Source organism: Desulfovibrio biadhensis (assembly GCF_055388615.1).
Map to the genome: position 1 here is coordinate 3,544,386 of NZ_AP042477.1, position 21,434 is coordinate 3,565,819.

The window sequence follows — 21,434 nt, forward strand, 5'->3', positions numbered from 1 at the left end:
CGGAAAGTTGTCCCTGTTGCTGCTCATTACAGCCCCCCGCCATCCGGAAGGAAGACGTAGATGCCGAGGACATCCGGGGGCAGTTCCGGCCGCATTTCATGGCGCATGCCTTTCCACTTTGCCACGTCTCGCACGCGGCGGTGTGCAGACAGCAGCTCTTCCCCCCGCTCCTGGGCGTAGAGCTCCAACCGTGGCTCCAGGGTCTGGATGTCGTCAAGCACGTATTGGATGAAGCCTGCCGCATGTTCACGGATGATGTTGCGCGTGGGTTTGGCCATGAGCAAGGCATCGACCTGGTCTGCATCGATCCAGACCGCCTCTGTGGGGGCGCCTGTAAAGCCCACGATCTGGCTGTCTTCAGCAAGAAGCTGACGCTCCTGGTCGTCCTTGCGCGTAATGATGTGAAAGCGGTGGCGCAAGAGCAAGAGCGTGGTCCTGCGGGAAACAGCATTCGTCCTGATCACTCCGCAACGCCGGGCGATGGCGCTTTCTTCGTTGTCGAGCGCGGCATTGAGTACATACGTGGCCAGACCTTCCACAATGGGGTGCGTGCGTGAGAGATGGAGCACATTGTCACCAACGGGCAAGTCAAAGCGCGCCCTGAAGGTCTCCAGATTATTGCACAGCTCGCGCAGGGCTTGCGGGGCATTTTTCACGTCAAACACGGAATACGAGGGCTGCTCGACAATCGAAGCGCCGTGCTCCCCCAGGACTTGTCGCACGAAGGCTGCAACATCTTTGCTCGTGCCCACGGCGTCCCGCACGGCCTGCAATTCCCGGGCAATGTCCTGCACACGAGCCTGCAAGGCTTCCTGGGCGAACATGGTCCTGGAGCGCTTTTCTCGCTCGGTGGCGTTGTCCCATTCTGTCTGGAAGCGTTTGTTGGCGGCATCGCTTTTCAACAATGCATCGAACCCCGGCAGGAGTAATTGGTCGGGAGTTCCAGTCTGTTCGCGCAACAAGAGCCCCTCAAAAATGGCTTCGATCACGGTGTCGCTGTCGGCCGGCACGGGCACGGAGATGCCAAGGGACTTGTGAATGCTGCGATGCTTCTTGAGCAGGACGTTGAGGATGATGCCGTCGATCTGGTTGTCGATGCCGTACAAGGTCAGACAACGCACGATGGGTTTGGGCTGGCCGAAGCGGTCCACGCGGCCTTCGCGTTGCTCGTGGCGCGTGGGATTCCAGTTCAGGTCGTAATGGAAAACAGCGTCAAAATGCTCCTGCAGGTTGATGCCCTCGCTCAAGCAGTCTGTGCAGACCAGGACGCGCTGTGCGGATTGGGCGAGTTCGAGCACGCGCTGCTCGCGGTCTTCATGGGGGAGCTTGCCTGTCACCGCGATTACAGCCACCTTCTTGGGCAAGGCGCCCCGCAGGCTTTCAGCTACATATTCGGCGGTTTGTATGAAGCGACAGAAGACAATGGGCTGGAAACCGTCCTTCAGGAGTTCCTTGATCAAGGGGATGGCGGTTTGCAGCTTGGCATCGCTCGCGCCATGAAGAGTGTCCGCTTCTCGGGCCAGGTCGAGCAGACGTCGGCGGCTCATGGCCGAATCCGTTTCTTCCCCCTGCGCGTGCCCGGCGCCGGGTGTGATGTCGCTGGCGTCCGGAGAATCGGCATCATGCTGATCCATGACCAGACGACGGCCTACGGCGTCGGCCTCTTCTGCAGTTTTGGTTTCTGCCGCGGCGCTCCGGCTGCGAAGCGTAGCCGCTGCTGCAGCCGGGCTGGAGGCCAGAGCGCGCAGAAGGCCCAGGGCCGACCACCAGCGGACGCGCATGCGATGACGGCCGCCAGTCTCATCATGAACGATCTCGCGCGCGTAATGCAGCACACGCTCGAAAAGCTGTTTGTACTCCTGAGTGAGCGTGTAGTAGGGGTCTTCGTCCGGCTGCTCACGCTCCGGGAAAACGGTTTCCGTGTCCAGAAAGACCCTGATGTCCTTGCGGCGACGCTGGATGAAGTGGGCCGCGATCCTGCGCCGTACCGGTTCGTTTTCCTTGCCGGAAATGTCCTCAGGAAGTTGCGTGAATTCGGGATCAAGAAAGCCGAGCAAGGAGCGGAAGGCGGCCTCTTTGCCGCTGTGCGGGGTGGCGGTGACGAAAATCATGTGCCTGCCACCGTTGGCAGCGAGCTCGCGAACAAGCTCGTAGCGTTGATGCCGGCCGCGGTGCCGGCCCTCTTCCTGGGCGCAGCCGTGCGCTTCGTCAACGATGACCAGTTCCGGACAAGTGCGGATGAACTCGCTGCGTCGGCGGTCAGCTTTGATGTAATCGATGGATGTGACGGTATAAGGGTAGACCTCGTAAAGGGATTCGCCGATGCCGCAGCGCTTCTCCAGTCGCCGCACCGTGCTGGACAAAACCAGTTCGGCAGGGATGTGGAACTTTTCTCGAAGCTCTTTCTGCCACTGCTCGGCCAGGTGCGGCGGACAGAGGACGGTCAAGCGCCTGCACTCGCCCCTGTCGATCAATTCGCGGGCAACCAGCATGGCTTCTATGGTCTTTCCCACGCCAACATCATCGGCAATGAGCAAGCGCACGGGGTCCAGCTTCATGCCCATCAACAGAGGCACAAGCTGGTAAGGGCGAGGCTCAACAGCGATTTTCCCGAAACAGCGAAACGGACCGGCGCTGGAGCGAAAGCCCAGGCGCAGTGCGTTGCGAAGCATCGTGCAAGAGTGATAGTCGCCGAGGTAGTTGGGGTCTGGCCGTTTGAATTGTGCCGACGCAACCTGCTCCAGGTTGGTACAGATGCCGGTTACCTCGTCGTCAGTGCCCCCCAATGGTTGGGCAAGGATCAATTGCTCACTGGATTCCGGCAGAACAACCCATTCGCGCCCCCTGGCCTCGATAAGGGAGCCGACAGCAAATCTCACGCTCGACCTCCGAATGTCCCAGGGTTGCGATCGATGATGGCTTTCCAGTCGTCGCGATAGCCAAAGCGGATGACGGTCCATCCGGTATCTTCCATGCAGTTCGTCTGCGTCTTGTCGCGCTCCTGACGATCGGGATAATCGTGAGGCGGCCCATCGATGTACACCGCGACTTGTTGCTTTTCATATAAAAAGTCCGGGCGCGTTCCACAATTCTCGATCAGCTTCTGCGCATGCGAGGGCAACCGCAAGTTGTTGGCCTCGATGAGCTGCAACCACTCCCGCTCCAACTGCGAGGCGCAAAGATTGAGCAACGCTTGGAGATGCTCAGCGCGGGGGCGGACTCCGGGAGATGTTTCCACGCTGCATGAGGTCATTTCCAGCAGCAGCTCTTTGACCGAATGTCGATCGAGCATCGAGTGGTCCATCTGATTCGTATAGGACATCAGGCAGTTGTAGCAGGCAGCCTCGCAATCTTCCTTGGCGTGAGGCGCCCTGCGAAGATCAGCGCCCGTTTCAGGATCAAAATGGCAAATCCGCAAGGCTTCTTTGGCGATACGGGGCAGAGCATTTTTGTCATCGAGCACTTTTCGCAGCACGCCAGCGCCGCCTTCCGTGGATTCGTAAAGCAGAATTCTTTGGCGGTTCGTTCGATCAGGAAGCGGCTCGGCGGCCAGTTCGTTGCTCTCAAGCTCATAATACGCCTGGATGGCGTTTTTAAGCGCGGCCTGCATGGTGATCATGACACCTTGTTCCAATTCACGAGTGAACTCTACCAGCAGGCAATTTTTGCGATCTTCCACGTAGGGAATGACCTTGGCGGTTTTGGGCGTCATGGGATCGCTATCTTGCTCTCCTTCGGCTTCGTGGCGTCGCCAATACCCGCGCTCGATGTCCAGATCAAAGCCGCACTGGTTTTTATCCGCCCTTCGAGCCCAGCCAAGGTTGATACGCCACAAAGTTGCGGCACTTCCATAGCACAACTGAACAAGGTTTTGTCCTTGGCTTTTCACATGACCAACATGGTAGGACGGTTTGCCGCCTCGCTCGGCAAACCGCAAAACCGTTTTGATTTCATACCCCAATCGCAGACGCTCTTCTTCATCGCAGTTGATCTGGTCACGCCGTTTGGTAACCACGTTTTCAAGCCGGAAAAGCTGCCGTATCGGGGCGTGCAGGTCCCTGTGACACTGGTCGCAAGTGTCGTATATCTCACTTTCCGCATGGGGATGCAGATAGCCGCAGTGCTGACAGACCTTTGCAGCTGCCGTATGCAGCTCTTCAGTATCACGAGCAGGTAGAATGACTTGGTTGATGATGTAGCGTGAACCCTCATGATAGATAATGGAGCGCGGACCGAACTCGGATATGGCGAGAAAGCGCGGTCTGGACAGAAATTCATCTCTTCCACGCCGAATCCTTCGTCCAGGAACGTAGGCGGACAAGGGCAGTCGGGGGAAGTTGTATCCCGGAAGGAATCCTTCGCTGGCAAAGTATCGATAGGAGTAGAAATCGGATTGAATCAGGCTCTTGCTCTCTGTAAGCAAACGAAGTTGTGCCTCGGCATTTCTGCGCAGCTGCTCCGCAAGAGCGCGGTCAGGTGCCGATCGTGATGCGTCGCGGATGACTTTGTCCTGTTTCTGGGCCTGGCGCAAAGCAGAAAGATATAAATTGCGCCAGCGTTCACATGCTTGCTCCAAACTGATGGGAATATGAGATACACTCTCATGAAGCCAATCATCGGTATGCCAGTCAGAGGACTTGAGTTGCTCCCTGATTGAATCGAGAATGACAGCAGCGCGTTGCTCAGCTTTGCGCTTGTGGGAATCCGCGTGAATGGTATCCCGAACGGAATCGAGAAGCTCCATGGAAGGCTCATCCCCACTGACATCAAGAAGCTCCTTGAGCGATGTGCCAAGGCTCAATTGTGCCGCTGAAAGCCAAACCGCGTGAACATGGGCGCGGATGAGGTCCTCATTGGTCAAATCTATCTGGGGTGGAGAGACAGCACCGGAAACCATCTGCTCTGGGCGTTTGAAGTAGTATTGATCGTGTGGACTGCCCGAGGAGCAGTAGGTGAACACCAGGGCAGGTTGTCCGCTTCTGCCGGCGCGCCCGCTACGCTGGGCATAATTGGCCGGGGTAGGCGGTACATTGCGCATATTCACGGCATTGAGCTGAGCTATGTCAATGCCGAGTTCCATGGTCGGTGAACAGAACAGGACAGGCAATGACCCTTCGCGAAAACGTTCCTCGCGTTGTTCACGCTGTTCGTAGGGCACTTGGGCAGTGTGTTCGCGTGCTTCGATGCCCAAGGTCTCCAAGGCAACGGATCGGTAGTACTCAATGAAAAACTCGTTTGTCTGTGTTCCCTGTGCCGATTGTGTTGGCCGTCGAATGGGATCATGATAGCCACACGTTCCATCGCCGGCTTTCCAGACCATGGCCGCGGCGTTGAGCTGGTAACCAGGGGGATTGTCTTCCTCTGAATCGGCTTCGCGAACGATTTCGAGCAAGCCATGCTGCCGTAGGCGTTCCAGCATCTCCGACAGAATTCTCTCGGTCTCTGCAAGTGTCAACTTCCGATCGTGCTGCTGCGCAAGCGAGGAGCGCCTGAGATATTGCCCATAGCCTCCGCGAGCAGAAAGATAAATATCACCTCGATAGTCGCTGCGTCGGCGTGATCTGGGGAAGAGGACAGCGCCGTGTATCATGTCCCTGACTTGCTCATTCTCATCAACGCCCCAAGGTGGTTGTAGACGCTGACGACTGCGTTGCAAAAGCCCTTCCTGGTAAGTTTGTGTAAGGTAGTCTACCTTTATTGCAAGCTCGCGGCGCATGTAGTCCAGAAGTACAGCGGAAGTTTCGGCTCTTTCCTCAGGAGAGGCGTTTGCGAGAGCAGGATGGCAGTCAACCCAGATTTCAGCGTCCCGACATGCCTCTAAAAGATATGGGTATTCGATGTTGAGCAAGCCGACCTGTTCCAAGTTGGGCGCCGTAATGCGCCAGCCCCGTTTGAGGTCGCGATAAAGTCTGTAGCCCAATACGTCTCTGAGCACACGGTTTGTCTCTTCGCGTGCCAACCCACGCAATGAGCCGTCCTGGGCGTATTCCTCAAATGGCAGGCCCAAGGCGCCAAAAACCTTGTACGACAGCTGATCATGTGAAATGCCTGCGTCGCCAGACTCAAGGGTGGCGCGATATAAAGCCGAGCGCAACAGGCCGACTTCGATGAAATCGTTGAAATGACCAGCCTGGAGTGAGGCATCCTGCCGGTTATCCGTGAAGCTCAACAGCTTTTTTGCGGTTTTGGAAACCGTGAAATCCTTGAGGTGACGTATGGCGGACAGGGCGAGAATGGTTGTCGCTGTGCTACGCCCCTCGCTCCCGAGTGCAGAGAGCTTTTCGAAATCACTGCGCTGCCTGAATCCGTATGAGACCCCGCAATTCAGGCAAAAACGGAATGGGGCGTCGATATACCATGTTGCAATGCCGGAATCGCCGATTGCTCCGTGTGGTTCAACTTGGATTGCTTCTGGAAGATGCTTCTTTCTTTGTGACTGCACGCGGCCTGAAGCATCAACCCAATCGTCAGGCAATCGCTGAATGAATTCATGGGTATCCTCTTCTGGCCAAGGATTAACTTCGCTGATGTAGAGATATCCAGCGTTCGCATCACTTTCTGAGGATCTGTCAGTGAAATCTCTAGGGGTAAAAAAAGTGTCACCCTCTTCAGACGAATCATTCCTCCAAATAGAGTAATACTCCTGTCCGCATTCACGGCAGAATACAACAGGCAAAAGGACTTTGCTTCTGTCATGAGGGACGAATTGCTGCCCTTGCAGTGTTATATACCTGGAGGCTTCGGATTCAGGAGAAGCGTATACTGTATCACCACGACTTACAAATTGATGCAGCCGAAATGCAAAGGTCGGCAATTCTGTATCCGGATGTATGATTTTGAAGCCCACGTCGAGCGTGTCTTGGATAGCCTTGACGCAAGTATTATTTTCAAAGCCTGTCAATTGAGACAGTATTGCGGCAGCCCCATTCTCGCCCTTTATGCTGGAAGGAATCTGCCGCAACAATCTCTCACTGGATGATTCCCGCTTTATACCAAGATTGTTCTCGATCCAAATGGCCAGCGGATCGTGAATGAAATCATCAAACGTATCAGGCGGCTGATTATCAACTCTGAGGCGCAATTGCTCTTTATAATCAGGAGACTCGACGTCACATTCTGCGGTTATTCGCTGAAGTGTTTCCCCGATGATATGTTCTGGAGCGACCGTTGCGCCAAAAAGGAGCGAGGCCGCTTTGCTGACCTCGACGCGTTGCTCGTCCCAGGAACCAGAACTTGCCAACGTGGCGGACGTGCCAACACATTGCAACTGGGAGGCGCCCATGGCTTCGCGTGTACGACGCACAAGCATCGCCACGTCTGCGCCTTGTCGCCCTCGATAGGTGTGCAACTCATCAAGAACTAGAAAACGCAGCCCACGCGAAGCATTGACGAGCTTATCTTCCTGGGGTCGCGTTAGTATGAGTTCAAGCATGACGTAGTTTGTCAGGAGAATGTCCGGGGGGTTGGAAACGATCTCATTTTTCTCTTCGTCAGACTCTTGCCCTGTGTATCGCTTGAATGTGATCGGCCCTTTCTGGTCAGGGTAGCCGTAGTTGATGTACTTTTCCAACTCACCGATCTGACTGTTGGCCAAAGCATTCATCGGATATACAATTATTGCTTGAATGCCATTCCCCGCGCCATGTTGCAGAACATGACTCACAATGGGCAAAAGATACGCCAAACTTTTCCCAGACCCGGTACCCGTCGTGAGCACGTAATCCTTTCCATGTACTGCAATATGAACGGCTTCCGACTGGTGCCGATGCAGCCGCAACGGTTTGCCATAGTCCGACGGCGTTTTCTTTATTCGGAATATATTGCGACACTCAGGGTGTATAACACCTGAAGACGCCAACTCATCGATGGATTCCCCAGGATCAAAGGCTGGATTTAACTGGATAAGCGGCTCAGGCCACAAAGCTCCTTCCTGAAGCTCCTGATTCACATACTCCGCGATCCGCTCATCCTTGATGGTGATGAAACTACGCACAAAACGAGCATAGTCCTCGATCAGTCGTTCCCGTAGGTCAAAGACGTGCATTCAAACTACCTCGTCGGTCTAGGGATGGGAATCAGCGCAAAGTATTCTTCCCATCGCGGAGCCAGCTTGGAAGGGCCAATCTGCCCAGGCAGAGCTTGCGCAGCTAGCCCGCATATCTCATAAAAGTATGGCGGAGCGTCCTTGTTTTTGGTAGATTTTGGCTGCTTACACTAAAATCTAAAAGGACGCCCGCCATGACAAAGTGTAAAACAGATCCCATCACTTTTCCAGACGCAAAAGGACGAAAACTCGAGGCTCTTTTTAGTGGAGGCGAGATTACTTCTGACGGAGGGGTGCTGCTTCTGCGTGAGGCCGACTCGCTCATCGGCTTGCTCCGTCGAGTTGCCTCGCTGCTCCCTGACGAGCGTTGCAAATCCAAATCTCGGCACTCTCTTGAACAAATGCTTCGTCAAAGAGTCTTCGCGATCGCTCTTGGCTATGAAGACCGCAACGATCATGACCAGTTGCGTCATGATACAGTTTTCCAGACAGCTCTTGATAGGGACTGTCCCCTTGCAAGCCGCTCTACGCTGAACCGATTCGAAAACAGTATGGATCGGAGGACGATGTGGCTTGTAAATCAAGTGCTTGTCGAAACCTTCATCGAATCCTTCGACACAGCGCCCAAAGAGCTGGTGCTCGACTTCGACGCCACAGACGATCGCGTACACGGCAAACAGGAAGGCCGGTTTTTCCACGGATATTACGACAGCTATTGCTTTCTCCCGCTCTACGTATTTTGCGGAGAGGATTTGCTTTGCGCCTACTTGCGCCCCAGCAAGATTGACGGAGCCAAGCACTCCTGGGCCATTCTTGCCTTGCTGGTCAAGCGACTTCGCCAAAAGTGGCCTGAAGTCAAAATAACATTTCGTGCAGACAGTGGTTTTTGTCGTTGGAAAACCATGCGTTGGTGCGATCGAAACAAGGTTGATTATATCTTGGGGCTGGCCAAGAACAAGCGCGTTCTTGACAAGTCTGACAGGCTTTCATGCGAAGCGCATATTCTGTTTGAGGAAACAGGAGAGAAGCAAAAGCTCTTTGGCGAAGTGCAATACGGTGCGAAAACCTGGGATTGTGAACGCCGTGTGCTGGTAAAGGCGGAGCACCTCGAAAAAGGCGCAAATCCCAGGTTTGTTGTGACAAGCTTGGAAGGTGACCCATCTGATCTATACGAAAGATATTGCGCCAGAGGAGAAATGGAGAACCGCATCAAGGAGCAGCAACTGTATCTTTACGCAGACCGGACAAGCTGCAATAAGTGGTGGGCAAATCAATTCAGAATGCTGCTCTCAGGACTCGCATACACATTAATCCGATGAGAAATCCCCCGGCAAAGCCGGGGGATTTCTCATCGGATTAAATATTAAGAACAAAATTATGCAAGTTTCAAGATAACCTGTGCGTTTAGTGCCGATCCTGGCGTTTGAAGATGGGTACGGCTTCTCTTACAGATTTGTCTCTTTGTAGAAATCAACAGGTGATCCTTGTTGAAAGTATAAATGCCATAAATATGTTTCGTGGTGGAAGTTTGCACCTGTTGCTACATATGTTGCCGTATCATGCTGTTTTTATGCGAAAAGTGAATATAGTCTACATTTTTTAACTCCTGCAACAACACCTCCGCTGGAATGCCTAGCCCCGTGTGCAATTTACGCATCATGGCGAGTGAAAGCTGTCGTTTGCCGCTTAGAATTTCTGATACTCGGCTCTTGCTGCCGAAGTAGGGCACAAGGTCGGCTTGTTTCAGGCCGAGTTGGTCCATTTTGAAGGTGATGGCTGCAACCGGGCTTGGCAGGTCTATGGGGAAATGCTCTTCCTCATACACTTCTATCAGGTGGATGAGCAGCTCCAGCTCGTTGGCCTGGTCCTCGGAGTAGCCTTCCGGAGGCTCATTGGCAAACAGTTCATCTACACGCTGCAGGGCAATGGCGTGTTCTGCATCTGTTTTGATAAGCTTGAGCATATTACACCTCTGTCGTGTTGATGGTGTCGTATTCCTTGTGCGTGCCAACAAACCGAATATATATCGTCTTGAAACGGAATTTGACGATTACAACGAGCCGGTAATGATTTCCTTTGATGTTGAATACGTATCGATCATTCCCCACCGGAGAGGCCGTGGGGTATTGGCGTTTGATGTCGGTCCAGCTCTCCCAGTCGCTCTTTTTCACGTCATGATACCATGCGTCCAGGGCTTCCTTGGCATCCGCGTGCTTTTGCGCAAATTGAATGAGTGCCTGACGGCTGATGATTCGCATCCCGTTCCTTCTCTTTGACTGTAAGCACGGGGCTAGTGGGGGTCAACAAGAAAGTTACCAAAAAGGGAACTATTTCCCATCTTCCACAATCAGAAGAGATCCCGCCAAATCTGACGCATTGCGCAAGGCCTCATCCCGAAGATGCGCGTACCGTTGCGTCATGGCCGGGCTTTTATGCGTGAGGAGTTTTTGCAGTGAGTACATGTCGACCTTGCCGCAAGAGGCGAGGGCGGAGGCGTAGACATGCCGCAAACCGTGCAGGGCGCGGAAGTCTTTGGGGAGGCCGGCGCGTTCTTTGATGCGGTTCACCTGTTTGTTAATATCCACGCGTTGTTGCCCGTTACGCCCCGGAAAGACGTAAGGGGAGTCATCAATGCGGGGGTGCTGCTCCAGCACGTGACGAGCGTCCGCGCTGAGGGGGATGACGTTGTCCACGCCCCCTTTTGTGTCGACAAGCCGGATAAAGCCACGTTCTGTATCGATGTGCTCCCATTGAAGACGGAAGAGTTCGCCCCTTCGCATACCGGTGAACAATGCCAGTCTCATGAGGTTGGCAGCCTGGAAGTTCTCTTCCTCTTCTATTGCCTGCCAAAGGCGTTTTAGCTGCTCAGGAGTCAGGTCCTCAGTCTTTGTGTTGTTCACTTTCGGGAGCTTGATCTTGAAGGAGAGGGGAGGGCAGAGTTGCTGCGCCACACCGAAGTTGTGAAGCCGGCGAAGAAGTTCGAGCGTATTGCGGACGGTGGCCGGCTTGTGGTCGGCCTCCATGCCGAGTCGAATATGCTGCACATGGGCGGGCTTCAATCTGTCGGCAGGTAGCGCCCCAAGCAATGGCTTCAGGTGCTTTTCAAAGCGATTCTTGTCTGTGGTCATCCCTTTCAAGTTGGGTTTCGCGGTGATGTAAGCCTTCCAAAGTTCGGAAAAGGTCGGGACGGGGACTTCTTCCTGGTGCTTGCGCGACAGGTCTTCGCCCTGGGTGGCCTGAGCAAGAAGCTGCTGCGCCTTTTTGCGCGCCTGCTCAACAGTGAGGGGCCCAAATTTCCCGAAGCGAACGCGCTTGGCTTTGCCTTTACGACCGAAGCCGGCGCGGTATTGCACAAAGAAGGAAATCTCCTGCGCACCCACGTGGACCCCAAAACCATGAAGCTCTGTGTCGAAGATGTACTGCCTATTTCCCAGCTCCAAAGCATCCAGGAAACGCTTGGTGATTTTCTCTTTTGCCATTGCTCACTCCAGGTTGCGCTCAAAAAACGGGTACTCACCGGGTACTCACCAGAGAGGAAAAACAGGCACATTCAGTGCATCTGAATGTAACAGCGAAATCGAAAAAGTCAAGAAAATAAGGTGAAAAGCGAGTAGATGAAATGGGAGGCAACAAGTACTCGTCGGGCTCATAACCCGAAGGTCCAAGGTTCAAATCCTTGCCCCGCTACCAAAGAATACAAGGGCTTACGGAAATTCACTCCGTAAGCCCTTTTTCTTTCCCAACCCTCTTCCCAACCCTCTCCAGGGATTCCCAACCGAAAGCGCAAAGCAGATTGATCATCGCTGCCACCTCCCCTTCGCTCCAAAGGAGACGGTGAAAAATCCCAAGGATCCGTAGTTGTTGGGAGAGTAATAGGTTCGTAGCAGGCCGCAGTTCAAGTCTGACAGGTGGCTTCAAAAGATTCGAGGGCTTATGTGTAAGTTTGCGTTTTAGTTGAGAGGACGCAAAACTTTCTTAAAACCAAAAAAAGTTAATTGTATTGAATACCTTAGAGCCAGACCCACGAAGGCAGAGGAGCACCATGTTTTGCAGGATAGTTGAGAGTGAACCCTGAGCCTTTTGCAGGATAGTTGAGAGCGGTTTTTTATATATTGTAAAGGCTTCTTTAGCGGCTATTTCATAAAAATGCAGTTACTACAGGCTGTTAAGTCAGTACCATAGGTACAAACCTCTTGCGCAAAGTGCAAAGGTTGGCTGCCCAAACTTTTGCATTCCGCAAAACAAGACTGCAAAAGGAAAAAAGTAAGTGACACTAGCTAGCTAGAGAAGGTTTCGGTGCGACAGAACTCTTTCGTTCTTTTGCGCGATTTTAGCAACCAACGCGAAGGTTCATTAAGTTGAGCTATTTTAAAGCCACATGCATTGCATTAATTACGTCACGCTACCACTTTGGTATGGATGATAAATCAATGAGATAGACTGTGCCAATCCTAAGTGGTGTTATGGTTACACTTGCCGAGAATATCTATGAAATGGCTTTCAACTTTCACATAGTCTTCGAGCATAAATGATTTAAGCGGCTTCCCCGCTATCTTTTCCGCTTCATCCGATAAGCTGGCATCTGAAGAATAGGCATTTGTATTATAATAAAGTTCGATAAAAATATTCTGAATTCTTGAATAAAAGTAGTCGTGTTTGGCAGCATCGAATATATCTTCATATTTTGCGCCTACCATGAATTCATTGAGGCTATTGGAAACCATTTCTGCAAGTAAATCTGGTTCAATGATTCGGTTTAAATCAATTTGCACAGCCCCTGCGAGCTCCACAGCTGCCATTAAGTAGTTGTGAATCGGACTTCTCAGTTCGCCGGTTAGCAGCCAATCTATCGAACAGTCAAAAAAGTCTGAAAACTTAACTAGATATTCAGATGAAGGAAGCCTTCCTTCTTCGTAATTCTGAATTGTAGTGAGGGATACTTCCAGCTCAAAAGCTAACGCCCGCCTGCTTAAGCCACTATCTTCCCTGATCTTTCTCATCCTCGTTGCAGGGGAAAAACCATCTTTTCCCCTCCGCCAGGGTTCACGATGGATCTTCTTGGGAAGCCTCTCGCTTATTTCTTCTGAAGATTTTTCTTTTTTTTTCATCGGCCGAGTCCGTTTTATTTAGCGGAATAGGTGTGAGAGTTTTGAGAGAACAACGTTTATGGTTGACCACAACAACAAACGTTGTTAACTAGTGCCTGAATGCATACGCAACAACGCAGGTTCAGAAAAACTTATGACTCGTTCTACCCCCTCACCAAAACCCGGTCAACGTCCACCCTTTGTTGAAGATTGGACACAAAACCTCGAACCGCGTGGACGGTGTTGCCAATGCTGACGCAGCTTTCCCTCTTCGGGAGCGATGAGCACGACTTCAGCCATCTGGCAGGACTCATGCCTTCGATCAGAGCGGCGATGAATCGTGCTGCGGCCCAGGACGAAGAGGGGCGTAAGCTACTTGTTGATAAGATCAATGCCATTGCCGCTTCTGGCGGTCTACGACTCACGGCCGGGAATTGCACAACCATCAGCAAGGCCACGTTGGACAAATGGCTCGCACCGGGAGACCGGGGACACACCCCATCACTGTTGGCGGTGGTCGTTTTCTGCGCCGCTACGGGAAATCATGAACCAATGCGAGTCATACTCTCTAGCTTGGGATTGGATGTGATGGGAACTGAGGATAGGAAACTCCGCGACTATGGGCGGGCCTGCATCACAGAGCGAGAGGCGCGTAGACGGAAACGGAAGCTGGAGGACAACTTATGAATCGGATCGAATATGGTGTGAAGCGTAACAGAGTCTCTCACAAGATTCGTGGGCACCTCATGCTCAAAAACATTAGCATGGCCGATATAGCACGCGAAATCAAATCAAGCCGGCAGCTTGTATGGGCAACTGTCCGTGGAGATAAACACTCCCCTCGTGTTCTAGACAAGCTGAGGGAACTCGGTGTCCCGGAAAAGTACCTTTAGGATCCACGTCGTGGCGACCAAAAAGAAGCCGCTTAGGATGGTTTGCCGTGCTCGCTGAGATTAAGGAAGCCTATTCCTCAAAAGAGCTCGCACGGCTTGAAGGCGTTGCGGTTTCCACAATTGTTCGACGCGCTGAAAGTGAGGGGTGGCAATCCAGACCCAAGGCCGGGCGCGGTGGCGGCAACGAATGGCTTGTTTCCTCCATGCCCAAAGGACGGCGGGAGCACATCATGAAAGAATTGCTTTCCCGTCGGGACCCCGGCGAGGCCGCCCCAAGTCCTGATCCAGACAATCTTACCAATCTCGTCGCCCGAGACGGCACCAGGCTTTCACAGATAACCGAACGTCAGCGCCGCACCATGGAGGCGCGCCTCGTCTTTGTGCGCGAAGTGGAGAAGCTGGCCGGTGTGGCAGGCAAAGAAACTGCCGTACGAAACCTCGTTGAGGCCGCGAAAACTGGTCAGCTGTCGCCACATCTTCAATATCTGGTGCGGGTGGCGAATGACCGGTCCGGGAAACGTGATGACAGGGGCTTATCCTATCAAAGCATTTACCGATGGTGCAGCCAATATGCTGCCGATGGCCCTGCCGGCCTGGTTCCCCTTCATAGACAACGAGACATGTCCGTGCCGCCGTGGGCGGACGCCTTTCTGAGCCTGTATCAGACCTGGCAGAAGCCGTCCGTGGCGGATTGCCTGCGCCGTATGGAGTGGGAAGGCAAGAAGCCTTCAATTCATACGGTGTACCGCTTCCTTAAAAAGATGGGAGTGCCAACGCGCCAAGCGGGCCGCGTTACAGGAAATGCCCTGCTCCAGCTGCGGCCCCACAAAATGCGCACCACGGACAATCTTCTTCCGGGGGACGTCTATACCGCGGACGGCACCACCCTCGATGCCGAGATTCAGAACCCACTGAACGGCCAACCGTTCAAGCCGGAAATCACAATTATCCTGGACGTAGCCACACGGCGCGCTGTCGGCGTTTCCGTAGGGCTTTCGGAAAGCGGCTTGACGATCCTCGACGCCCTCCGCATGGCGTGCTGCTTCGGTGGTGTGCCCGCTTTATTCTACTGCGACAATGGATCAGGCTACAAGAACCAGCTTATGAGGGCCGAAGGGCAAGGCATGATGGCCCGTCTCGGTATTGAGATGACCAATTCCATTCCAGGCCGGCCGCAGGGCAAGGGCTTAATGGAACGCGGCGTGCAGACAATTTGCACGCCGCTGGCCAAGCGACTGCCGTCCTGCACACATAAGGATGTAGACCGGGACGCGGCACAGAAAGTTTATAAAATCACCCGAAAAGACCTCAAAAGCAAAGGCCATTCGGCCTTGCTACCCACATGGCCCGAATTCCTCAAGCATCTTCTTGCTCGCATTGAGGAATACAACTCTACGGAGCACAAGAAGCTGCCCTTGATTGAGGAAGGTGGCAAGCGCCGCCACATGACGCCGGATGAAATGTGGCAGGACTTCGAGACCAAAGGATGGGAGTCTTGTCGCGTCCCTCCCGAGTATGCCGAAGAACTGTTCATGCCGGGTGAGCGCCGCAAGGTGCGCAATGGCGTCGTTCGTCTTTTCAACGGCGAATACTTCTCGGTCGAGCTTGAAGAATTCCATCAAGATATCGTGGAAGTTCGCTACGATATTTGGGATTCTTCAAAGGTGTATGTCTGGACAACCCAGGGTGAAAAAATCTGTGAAGCCGAGCTGAACGCCCATAGCACCCCATACTTCCCCGAAAACCAAGTTGCCGCAGCACGTGAGCGCCGCAAGAAAGGCCAGGTCGCCCGCCTTTCCCGCAAACTGGAAGAGGTCGCGCCCGGCGTGCGTGTCGAGCTTCCGGACAACCAAGCATACGAAGCATTCACAGTTGCCGACAGTGTGCAGCCTGAAGCCGTTGCCGAAGCAGCGGAAGCTCTTGATCTGGCAGATGCCAGGCAACAGGTTGTTAAGATCGAAACACGGCCGAATTTCCAGTTTGCACACGAAAAATATGAATGGCTGATGCGTCACCCCGAGCAACGGTCGGAGGCGGATTACGCATGGTTATGCCAGTACGCGCAGAGTGAGGAGTACGCGGACTTGCACGACCATTACGTATCGCTGGGTATCGCCTGGCAGGCAGAGTCCATTGCTTGCGGGGGCGAAAGCTGACCTGGAGGAGGTCCATGCGAAAAGTATTCGTGAAGACGGAGAATTACAAACAGTTCACTGCGGCTGTAAGCGCAGTGGAGCAGCGCGGTGCAGCTGAAGCCGGCATGCTGCTCGTTCATGGTGAGCCTGGATATGGCAAAACGCAGGTAGTGAGCCGTTGGGCGGCGGAATCCGGCGCTGTGCTTCTTCGCGCCAATGTAGATTGGACGCCGCGTTACTTTCTCGTGGAGCTGCACCGGGCTCTTGGGATCGAGGCGTACGGCACATCGGAACAGATGTTCCGTTCGGCGCTCAAGGAAATCACTACTTCAAACATTCCCCTGGTCATTGATGAAGCCGAGTTCACCTTGCACAACAAGGCGCAAGTCTTGGAAAAGGTGCGCGACTTCTCGGACCGGGCGGAAGTCACGGTGGTTCTGGTGGGTATGGAGAGGATTCAATCTTCCATCGCCAAGCATAAGCAGATCAGCGGCCGGATTGCCCAGGTTGTGGAGTTCAAACCCGCATCGCTCGCCGATGTCGCCCAAGCCTGCAAGGCCCTAGCGGAAGTAGAGATTCAGGCGGATTTGGCTTCCGAGATCCACCGCCTTTCCAGTGGGCGCATGCGACAGGTCCTCAACATCATTGCTTCTATCGAGCGAATCGCCAAGCTCAACGGCCATGAGTCCATAGGCCTGGAGCACGTGCGCGGCACGACTCTGGCCCACGATTGGCGCTCCAGGTCTCCTCTCACAGTCGGCACGAAGACCCCGAAGGCGCACCTGGAGGCCCGGCAATGACTTGGTACGGATTGCCGGTACTGCGCCAACTGGCGGAAGGCCCGCGCCTTTCAGCCGAGGTCGCTGCCGCCTTGGGGTTGGCTACGCCTCAGCTCAAGAAGACGTTTCGGTGCCTGCGGGCTCGTGGATACATCCGCACGGTCGAGGGAGTCCATGAAATCACGGAGGCCGGGCGCTCGACCCTTGAACAAGACGAGGAAATCACCTGCGGCCCGCGCAAAGGGCGCAAGCGCAATGAAGGCAGCCTCCGCGCCAGGGCGTGGCGCGCCATGCGCATCAAGGAGAAGTTCAGCCTCGATGACCTGCTTACATTGCTTTGCGACGGCACGGAGCTGTCTGCCGAAAACAATCTCCGTAGCTACCTTCGGGCATTGGAAGGCGCGGGCTATCTCGTGGAGCTGAAACGGCGTGGGCCTGAGAACACCCCTCGTTGGTGGCTGTCCAGGGATACGGGCTTACGTGCGCCGAGTTGGAACAGGCTCACCAGGACCGTGGCCGATCCCAATACCGGCGAAGTCATCTATGTGCCTCCCATCATTCGAGGCGCACACAAGCAAGGCGGTGCACATGACTGAGGTTGAGACTGTCGCCATGGATAAGGACTCAGAATCCCAGTTCGAATTTGCATCGCTCACATTGGCCATGGAGCAGCTGGTGGGCGGTAAAACCAATGAAGACGAAGAGCCGAATGGAGGCGCAAAAATGCATCAATCCATACTGATTGAGGACAACGTTCAAACCAGCGGTCTACATGCCGCGGGTACGCTTTACAGAACAGCTTCCGCCATCGCCTTTCTTGGCCAAGCTGTTGCCTACAGGGGGAACGAGGATGCGTTCACCGATGAAGCGATGTACGGTTTTGGGCTTTTCATGCAGGAAGCCGAAGACGCGATCCGGGCCGTAGCCCACCACTTGACTGCCAAGAACCATCTTTAAATCGAGGAAGTCACAAAAAGTGGAGTTCAATGTGGTTGCGGAAAATGAAGCCCGGGAGAGGGGCGCGCGGTGGGGCCTCCCGTCCGGCCTAAGGCCAGAAACCCCATAAAGCGCTCCGGCGCATTTGCGCTCGTGCTACGGCCGGGAGATTCATCACCGTGTCGCGCACGCCCATTATCCAACGAGAAAGCACCCGCTTTCCTGTCAACCGGGAATGCACAGAAAGCCTTCTGGGCACTTGAAAATAACGCGGATGGGCCGAGGGTCGGGAAAGGCCCGCTTCGGCGATCTGGGAAGCGATTAAACGGGTATTAAACGCATAGGAGATTCATAATGGAGTTCGGCAACGAGTTCGTTCAGGGCATGTACCCGGCTATCCGTGAGCAATTCGCAGAGACCGTCCTGCCGGTCGTGGCGAAGCGGACAGAGCTGCAAAACCAACTGGAGCGCCTCAACAAGCAGCTGGACAACTACGAGAGGCAACTGTCCAGTGAGCTGCCCATGCGCAAGCAGGCCATTCTTCGGGAAGTCTCGCAGGGCATAGCCGATGGCGACGATGTTCTTCCCCTGCGCAAAAAGGTTCGGGAGATCGAGCAGGAAATGGAAGAGGTCAAAGAGATCGTGGCCACCATGAAGACGGAGGCCATTCCCCGAACCAAAAACAAGATCGAGGAAACTGACAACGCCATTCGGGACGCTCTGCACGAGGCTGGCGCGAAGGCCAGAGAGCCTTTCTTTACAGCCGTCAAGACCGTTCTCATGAACATCTTTGAGGCCGATCAAGCGTGGTACGACACGCTGCAAAAGGCTGCGCACGATAGCGGCTTGTCTCGCGAACACCTTCAACATACGAGCGGCTTCGTCACTCGGCTCCTTCCGGAAACCAAGCACCAATTCAAGTTGAGACTCGAAAGCTGGCAGTGAACTTTTTTCAAACCAAGGAACTCAGGCCGGCGTGCTGACATCCAGACGCCGGCCTGGTCAAAAAGGAGACAGAGCAAATGGACGTGCGAGCATCATTGAACAATATCGAGCTCCCCCTTCAAGCGCCCGAGTGGGTCGAGCTACTTCCCCCGGGGCCTGCGGTGACGGGGCGCGATGGCAGGGCTTGGGCCTTCGGCCCGGCAGAGGCCACGGCCGTGCTGCACGCTTTTCACCAGCATAATGGGCCACTGCCCATCGATTGGGAGCATGCATCGGAGCACAGGGCTCCCAATGGCCTGGACGCTCCCGCTGCCGGATGGATCACAGAGCTTGAAATACGTGACGGCGCACTGTGGGGGCGGGTTGAATGGACTTCAAAGGCAATCGGACAAATCGCCCGGAAGGAGTATCGCTTCCTGAGTCCTGTCTTTCTGTATAGCAAGAGCGGCCAGCGTATTCAGAAGCTCGTTTCGGCGGGGCTGACGAATCAACCCAACCTGAAAATGACCGCCCTCAATCAATATCATCACGGCCCGAACGTGCAGACGGCTCACGGCGCGGCCCTCTCGGAAGACGAGCTGGAAATCTGCCGCATATTCGGAAACGACCCCGAAGAATATCTCCGCACAAAGAATTCCCAGATCGGGGAAGGCATACATCACGGCTCTCTTGAGCAGAAGGGTATGCCTGGAGCTGCCATCACGGCCGAAGAAAGGGAAATCTGCCGGCTCTTCGGGACCGACCCGGAGGATTATCTGAAATATCGTGGGTAATAGGGTTGCCCCTCTGAACGGCTTCAGTATTCAACTATGATGGAGGTCATAGTATGAACCAGGCACGAGACGCACGGCGCAGGGAATTGGCAAAAATCCATTTGGCCAAGAAGCAGCTTGGACTGGACGATGCAACGTACAGGGCAATCCTCCACGAGACGGCCGGAGTCGAGTCAGCAGCAAAGCTGGACGGCCCCGGCCGTCGCGCTGTCCTGGCACATCTTGAAAGATGCGGCTTCAAGCCCAAACGGGGCAAACCACACCCAGGACAGCCGCACAACCTTCTCAGCACATCCCGTGGGCCTCTCCTGCGCAAGATCGAGGCGCTACTTGCCGACAAGGGAAAACGCGAAGAGCGCTACGTTCCCTGGTCATATGCGCTCGGTATTCTGAAGCGCCAAGGTGGACCGGAAAAAATCGAATGGGCCAGCCCCGAGCAGCTTCAAGCGGTCATCGCGGCCTTGAGCTCGGACGCACGAAGGAAGGGAAGGAAAAGGCGTTGAACAATATCTCGTACAATGATCTGCCCAAGTCCATGCAAAATCTTATGCTGGAAACCGGCATTAGCTTGGAGGCAGTGCTTAAGCTGATGAGCCGGTGGGGCGGTTCGACGTCTCTCTACATTCCCAAAACAATCGAAGATGACAACGAACTTGCCCGAGAATTGGGGCAAGAAAACGCACTCCGCATCGTGGAAATCTATGGAGGGGATCGCCTCCGCAACATCCCTGTTGCAAAGAAAACCCATGCGGCTGTACGAAACCGCGAAATCATCCGTCTTCGGGCAAAGGGCCTTTCTCTCAACGCAATAGCCCTGCAGGTACGGGTCACGGAGCGTCATGTGTGCAACGTGCTGAAGAAAGCTCGTGCGAACGCTCGCCAAAGCTCAGAGCCTAAGCAGGCTAATGCATAGCCAACCTTCCATTTCTTCTGAAGTCACCCCAGAGGATGACCGGGCGCGCGAGCTGCGTGACCAACTTGTATTGAAGCGTTCTAAAGAAGGAGCCAGCGTTGCCGAGTTGGCCGAAGAATTCGACCTCGGTAAAGGCGGTGTCCGCGCGATCCTTATCCAGGAGCTCAAGCGTCAAGTCGATACGAATTGACCTTCACTCCCCTCATCGTAAATATGGGGATAGGCGGGTGTGACACGGTGATACTCCCCCGGCCGTAGCACGGCGTGATGAGCGCCGGAGCGCTATGTGGGGTTGCCGCGCAAGCGGGAGGGGGCCCCACCACCCGCCTACGTCATTGAAGTACCAAGCCAAGAAAGGACTAGCGGAACGGCTATCAACGGTCGGCCGAACAATATTCGTCAGGATGACCGCACCTCGGCCAGAAGACCTGACGGATATTCATCACAAAAGCATGCAAAGCGAGAAAAGCCTGGACGACCAACCCGACGAGGAAGCCGTGTCCCATAGCTGTCCCAATCGGGTTTAGGCCCGTCGCAACTAATCCTTCGACAATCGTCCAGAGCATGAAACAAGCAAAAGAAATCGCGATCATCTTCCCGTCCGCAGGACATAGGGTGGTGCTCATAAGTGGAGCAGGAGCATAATCTTCGCATGATGGACAAGAAGACGCAACGCAAGGGGGAAGCGGCGTGAACAAGCAAATGACATCCGAGGAGTGCATGGAGAAGGCCCAAGCGTTGCTGCGGACGGCCCGCGAACTGGGGCTGATGGATGAAGCCACCGATTCAGACACCATGCTCGCGGTCGCCCACTTGTTCATCTGCGGTTTGGTCGCCGGGAAGAATCCCGACGGCTCGTGTTGGGGAGTCCCGGTTATCCAGCTTCTTCCTGCGTTTCGGTAGGCCACGTTTCAAGGATGCGTTTGGCA

At 54.4% G+C, this 21,434-nt stretch carries 19 protein-coding genes and 1 tRNA gene; 13 read left to right on the forward strand and 7 right to left on the reverse strand.

The genetic code is table 11. From position 1 onward, the window contains the following. Window positions 1-26: 26 nt before the first annotated feature. Window positions 27-2,879 (reverse strand): helicase-related protein, encoded by a 2,853-nt coding sequence (locus ACZ5EH_RS15340; protein ID WP_464274749.1) that lies wholly within the window; start codon window positions 2,877-2,879, stop codon window positions 27-29. Continuing rightward, entirely contained in the window at window positions 2,876-8,044 is a 5,169-nt protein-coding gene (locus tag ACZ5EH_RS15345; protein ID WP_464274750.1) for a DEAD/DEAH box helicase, read from the reverse strand. The genes ACZ5EH_RS15340 and ACZ5EH_RS15345 overlap by 4 nt, the downstream gene beginning before the upstream one ends. A 194-nt stretch (window positions 8,045-8,238) precedes the next feature. Between ACZ5EH_RS15345 and ACZ5EH_RS15350 the strand changes: the two genes are divergently transcribed. Next, a complete protein-coding gene (locus tag ACZ5EH_RS15350; protein WP_464274751.1) occupies window positions 8,239-9,363 on the forward strand; it encodes an IS1380 family transposase in 1,125 nt (374 codons plus the stop codon). A 221-nt stretch (window positions 9,364-9,584) separates the two neighbouring features. Here the strand turns inward: ACZ5EH_RS15350 and ACZ5EH_RS15355 are convergent, their stop codons facing one another. The 3 genes from ACZ5EH_RS15355 to ACZ5EH_RS15365 all read right to left on the reverse strand — a co-directional run bounded on the left by ACZ5EH_RS15355 (window position 9,585) and on the right by ACZ5EH_RS15365 (window position 11,523). Further along, entirely contained in the window at window positions 9,585-10,007 is a 423-nt protein-coding gene (locus ACZ5EH_RS15355; protein WP_464274752.1) for a helix-turn-helix domain-containing protein, read from the reverse strand. A 1-nt stretch (window position 10,008) separates the two neighbouring features. After that, a complete protein-coding gene (locus tag ACZ5EH_RS15360) occupies window positions 10,009-10,302 on the reverse strand; it encodes a type II toxin-antitoxin system HigB family toxin (protein WP_464274753.1) in 294 nt (97 codons plus the stop codon). A gap of 69 nt (window positions 10,303-10,371) precedes the next feature. Continuing rightward, entirely contained in the window at window positions 10,372-11,523 is a 1,152-nt protein-coding gene (locus ACZ5EH_RS15365) for a tyrosine-type recombinase/integrase (protein WP_464274754.1), read from the reverse strand. 126 nt (window positions 11,524-11,649) lie between these two features. Between ACZ5EH_RS15365 and ACZ5EH_RS15370 the strand changes: the two genes are divergently transcribed. Then, window positions 11,650-11,734 (forward strand) — tRNA-Met (locus ACZ5EH_RS15370). A 761-nt stretch (window positions 11,735-12,495) separates the two neighbouring features. On the opposite strand, the gene ACZ5EH_RS15375 is transcribed toward ACZ5EH_RS15370, so the two are convergent. After that, window positions 12,496-13,152, reverse strand: coding sequence for a helix-turn-helix domain-containing protein (locus ACZ5EH_RS15375; protein WP_464274755.1), 657 nt, complete (start codon window positions 13,150-13,152; stop codon window positions 12,496-12,498). 228 nt (window positions 13,153-13,380) lie between these two features. Here ACZ5EH_RS15375 and ACZ5EH_RS15380 point away from each other — a divergent pair, with 228 nt between their 5' ends. The 10 genes from ACZ5EH_RS15380 (at window position 13,381) to ACZ5EH_RS15425 (ending at window position 20,695) form a co-directional block, all read left to right on the forward strand. Further along, window positions 13,381-13,818 (forward strand): hypothetical protein, encoded by a 438-nt coding sequence (locus ACZ5EH_RS15380; RefSeq protein ID WP_464274756.1) that lies wholly within the window; start codon window positions 13,381-13,383, stop codon window positions 13,816-13,818. Window positions 13,819-14,071: 253 nt separating this feature from the next. After that, window positions 14,072-16,180, forward strand: coding sequence for a Mu transposase C-terminal domain-containing protein (locus tag ACZ5EH_RS15385; RefSeq protein ID WP_464274757.1), 2,109 nt, complete (start codon window positions 14,072-14,074; stop codon window positions 16,178-16,180). Between the two features lie 14 nt (window positions 16,181-16,194). Next, window positions 16,195-16,959 (forward strand): AAA family ATPase, encoded by a 765-nt coding sequence (locus ACZ5EH_RS15390; RefSeq protein ID WP_464274758.1) that lies wholly within the window; start codon window positions 16,195-16,197, stop codon window positions 16,957-16,959. Beyond that, window positions 16,956-17,534 carry a winged helix-turn-helix domain-containing protein gene (locus tag ACZ5EH_RS15395; protein WP_464274759.1) on the forward strand — a complete coding sequence of 193 codons (579 nt, stop codon included), beginning with the start codon at window positions 16,956-16,958 and terminating at the stop codon, window positions 17,532-17,534. Before ACZ5EH_RS15390 ends, ACZ5EH_RS15395 begins: the two co-directional genes overlap by 4 nt. Continuing rightward, window positions 17,527-17,895 carry a hypothetical protein gene (locus ACZ5EH_RS15400; RefSeq protein WP_464274760.1) on the forward strand — a complete coding sequence of 123 codons (369 nt, stop codon included), beginning with the start codon at window positions 17,527-17,529 and terminating at the stop codon, window positions 17,893-17,895. Before ACZ5EH_RS15395 ends, ACZ5EH_RS15400 begins: the two co-directional genes overlap by 8 nt. Window positions 17,896-18,228: 333 nt before the next feature. After that, window positions 18,229-18,819: a hypothetical protein gene (locus tag ACZ5EH_RS15405; protein WP_464274761.1), complete on the forward strand. Its 591-nt coding sequence runs from the start codon at window positions 18,229-18,231 to the stop codon at window positions 18,817-18,819. Between the two features lie 77 nt (window positions 18,820-18,896). Continuing rightward, window positions 18,897-19,592, forward strand: coding sequence for a phage protease (locus tag ACZ5EH_RS15410; RefSeq protein WP_464274762.1), 696 nt, complete (start codon window positions 18,897-18,899; stop codon window positions 19,590-19,592). A gap of 53 nt (window positions 19,593-19,645) precedes the next feature. Next, window positions 19,646-20,095: a gp16 family protein gene (locus ACZ5EH_RS15415; protein ID WP_464274763.1), complete on the forward strand. Its 450-nt coding sequence runs from the start codon at window positions 19,646-19,648 to the stop codon at window positions 20,093-20,095. Continuing rightward, the gene (locus ACZ5EH_RS15420) at window positions 20,092-20,505 is read left to right on the forward strand and encodes a Mor transcription activator family protein (RefSeq protein ID WP_464274764.1); all 414 of its coding nucleotides are present in this window, start codon (window positions 20,092-20,094) and stop codon (window positions 20,503-20,505) included. The genes ACZ5EH_RS15415 and ACZ5EH_RS15420 overlap by 4 nt, the downstream gene beginning before the upstream one ends. Beyond that, on the forward strand, window positions 20,498-20,695 hold the full coding sequence (locus ACZ5EH_RS15425; RefSeq protein ID WP_464274765.1) for a hypothetical protein: 198 nt from the start codon (window positions 20,498-20,500) through the stop codon (window positions 20,693-20,695). Before ACZ5EH_RS15420 ends, ACZ5EH_RS15425 begins: the two co-directional genes overlap by 8 nt. 184 nt (window positions 20,696-20,879) lie before the next feature. Here ACZ5EH_RS15425 and ACZ5EH_RS15430 read toward each other — a convergent pair whose 3' ends face one another. After that, on the reverse strand, window positions 20,880-21,098 hold the full coding sequence (locus ACZ5EH_RS15430; protein WP_464274766.1) for a hypothetical protein: 219 nt from the start codon (window positions 21,096-21,098) through the stop codon (window positions 20,880-20,882). Window positions 21,099-21,195: 97 nt separating this feature from the next. Here ACZ5EH_RS15430 and ACZ5EH_RS15435 point away from each other — a divergent pair, with 97 nt between their 5' ends. Next, a complete protein-coding gene (locus ACZ5EH_RS15435; RefSeq protein WP_464274767.1) occupies window positions 21,196-21,408 on the forward strand; it encodes a hypothetical protein in 213 nt (70 codons plus the stop codon). Window positions 21,409-21,434: the final 26 nt, after the last annotated feature.